Raw genomic sequence first — 2,977 nt, forward strand, 5'->3', positions numbered from 1 at the left:
TGAGCCGAGCGCCGCGGCGTGCCGCCGGGCCTGGCGCTGTTCGAGCCGGTCGGCCGCCTCGGCGAGCCCGGCCGCGGTCGGCCGGCCGGTGAGGGTGACGGCCGCGTTGTGGGCGGCCAGCGAGGCGAGGTTGAAGAGCGGCTCGGGGCTGCGGCCGGGCGTCCCGATCACCGGAACTCCCGCGAGCAGCGCGGCCATCAGGGCGTTCTGGCCGCCCCGGGTGATCATCAGGTCGGTGCGCTGGAGCAGGTTGGTGATGCCCGGGGTCCGGGCCACCGTGATGTGGCCCTGGGTGAAGGGCACTTGGCGGCCCGCCACATCGGCCTCCCGGGCGGCCACGACGACGCTGTTGTGCGGGGCGGGAAAGGCCGCCGCCAGCTCCGGCAGGAACTCCTCCAGGGTGACCGCCCCGAAACTGAGGTACACCAGGATCCTGCGCGCTGCCCCCGGGCTGTACTCGGCGCCGGGTGCCAGTTCGAGCGCGGGCAGTAGGACGGGCCCCACGTAGGCGGTGTTCGGGAGCTGGGCCAGGGCCGGTTCGAGGACCTCCGCCGTGGGCGCGATGTTCACCGCCGCCCGCTGGTGGAGCAGGTCCTCCAGGTGGGGCGGGCGAGCGAGCCCGTGCCGTTCGCACAGTTCGCCGTAGGTGTCGGCGACCTTCCGGCAGTCCGCCGGCCGGGCGCTGGGGGCGGCGAAATGGGTGAGGTTCGGGCTCTGCACGGTGCAGGCGAACGGGATGCCCGCCAGGTGCGCGGCGATCGGCACCGTGGGCTGCATCTCGGTGACGACGATGTCGGCGGCGAAGTCCCGGTACGCGCGCAGTTCCGCCGCCAGCGCCGCTTCGGCGTACTCCGCGCGGCCCATCCCGCGGACCAGCATGGCCTCGGTGAAGCCGTCGGCCTCGCCCCTTCCCACATCGTCCGCGGTACGCACGGGGAACGGCGCGGTGTAGCGCCCGGCGTACGCCAGGTCGTCGACGAGCGGGTAGCCGTCGGGCGCGAGGACGGCGACCCGGTGGCCGCGCATGGCCGCCGCCTGTGCCATAGCCAGGCAGCGGGTGATGGCGCCGATGCCCAGGGCTCCCCCGATGGGCTCGAAAAGTATGTTCATCGCTTGTTCTGTCCGATCGGTGGGGTGGTGGCCGGCGGTGTGAGCGGGGTGGCGGGATTGCCTCGGGCCGGCGCCTGGCCGGCCAGGAGGCAGGCGCCCGCCGCGGCGCCCGCCAGTTGCAGACCGCCGACGGTGCACAGCAGGACCGCGGGGCCCAGATGGGCGGCGGCGCCGGCTGCGGCGGCCCCCGCCGCCGCGGCGGTGCTCTTCAGACCGGCGCCCAGGGTGAAGACCTGGGTGCGCAGATCCCTCGGCGCGTACCGCTCACGGGCGGCCAGCAGCGCGCTGAACAGCGGGCCGGTGGTCCAGCCCGCGGCGGCGAACCAGGCCGCCACCAGGGCCGTCGACCGACAGGCCCCTGCCGCCGCCAGCAGCGGGGCCGCGGCCAGCAGGCAGACCAGGACGACGCGCTCGGGACGCTCGCGGGCCCAGGGGCGGGCCGCGTAGGTCAGGGACCCGGCCAGCGCGCCGGCCGCGAAGACGGTCATCAGGCCGCCCGCCGCCCAGGAGGCGTGCTGCCGGGTCGCCTCGATCGCGGCGATGACCGGGAGCGCCCCGATGCCCGCCTGGCCGATGCTGCTGGCCCACGTCACGCTGCGCAGCGGCGGGTTGCTGACGAGCTGTCGGGCGCCGCCGAGCAGGACGCCGGGGCCCTGGTGCCGACCGACGGCGGACGGCGGACGCGGGGCCAGGCCGGAGCAGCGGCACGGCCAGACCGGCGGCGAGAGCGGAAGCACTCAGCGCCAGGACGGCGCTGGTGGCGCCCGCCAGGGACGCGATGGCGGCGGCCAGGGCGGGACCGGCGATGCCGGCCAGGTTGTACGTGGTCGAGTCGACACTGAAGCTGCGCGTCAGGTAGGGCGGGGGCACCAACTCGCCGAGCAGGCTGGTCAGTCCGCCGGTGAGCAGCGGCGCGCAGCTGCCGGCCAGCGCCATCAGCGCGACCAGGACGCCGGTGGGCACACGGCCCACGGCGGCGGCGGTCGCGGCCAGGCACAGGCCGTAGACGATCAGTGCGGCGCCGTGCAGGGGCGCGCGCCGCCGTGTCCGGTCCGCCAGGGCTCCGACCAGCGGTGCGGCGGCCACATGCGGGACCATCAGCGCGGCGACCAGCAGGCCGCCCAGCGCGGGGCTGTTCTCGCGGTCGACCGCCATCAGCACCAGCGCGACCCTGGCGCCCTCGTCGGCGAGCCTCGCGGGCAGGGCGACGCACAGATAGCGGGCCAGGGAGGAGCGGGCCGGTGTGCGTAAGTGGGTCAAGGGGAGTCCCTGGCGGGTGAGTCGGGCGGACGCGTCGGCGGACGAGTCGGCGGACGAATTGGCGGACGGGGTGTCGCACACAGCGCTGTCGTCATCGGTTGAAGGTATGATTTCCTGATCCGGCGGCTTCATGCGAGCGGCTTCATGCAGCGGCTTCATGCGAGGGCACGCGAGGCGATGCCATGGACTTCCTGTTCGTCAGCGACCACATCGGGCTCGACTTCGCCGCGACCGTGTCGTGGCGCGCCACCCACCCCGTCGAACTGCTGGCCGAGCCGGACGATCTGACGCGGTGGCTGACCGAGGCCGGGCTGTCCCCGCACCCCGACGAGGCCACCCGCGCCGACCTCGAACTCGCCCGCGCCCTGCGCGAAGCCGCCTATCGGGCGGCCGGCGCGTGCGCGACCCGGCAGCCGTGCGACCCGGCCGACCTCGCCCTGCTCAACGGCTTCGCGGCGCGGAACCCGATGCGGCCTGTCGTCACGGCGGCGGGCGCCATCGCCTGGTCGGGAGGCGTGGAGCAGGGCCTGTCCACCGTCGCTCGGGCGACCTGCCGGCTGATCGGCACCGCCGCGCACACCCGCGTCCGCGCGTGCGCGGGCCACTC

3 protein-coding genes and 1 pseudogene are annotated in these 2,977 nt (G+C 75.4%); 1 reads left to right on the forward strand and 3 read right to left on the reverse strand.

What is annotated here, in order from left to right:
* The 3 genes and pseudogenes from GA0115240_RS23785 to GA0115240_RS39395 all read right to left on the reverse strand — a co-directional run.
* Nucleotides 1-1,110: glycosyltransferase (locus tag GA0115240_RS23785; protein WP_093739458.1), on the reverse strand; the 1,110-nt coding region annotated here is incomplete at its 3' end.
* Nucleotides 1,107-1,703 carry a hypothetical protein gene (locus tag GA0115240_RS38535; RefSeq protein WP_237555148.1) on the reverse strand — a complete coding sequence of 199 codons (597 nt, stop codon included), beginning with the start codon at nucleotides 1,701-1,703 and terminating at the stop codon, nucleotides 1,107-1,109. The genes GA0115240_RS23785 and GA0115240_RS38535, both read right to left, overlap by 4 nt.
* Before the next feature lie 118 nt (nucleotides 1,704-1,821).
* A pseudogene (locus tag GA0115240_RS39395) lies at nucleotides 1,822-2,529 on the reverse strand (MFS transporter); the annotation flags it as partial.
* 23 nt (nucleotides 2,530-2,552) lie between these two features.
* On the opposite strand from GA0115240_RS39395, the gene GA0115240_RS23800 reads away from it, so the two are divergent.
* Nucleotides 2,553-2,977, forward strand: a 425-nt coding sequence (locus GA0115240_RS23800) for a CGNR zinc finger domain-containing protein (protein WP_093739464.1), incomplete at its 3' end; no start/stop codon positions are given.

It is taken from the genome of Streptomyces sp. DvalAA-14, assembly GCF_900091855.1.
In the GTDB taxonomy this organism is placed as follows: Bacteria; Actinomycetota; Actinomycetes; order Streptomycetales; family Streptomycetaceae; genus Actinacidiphila.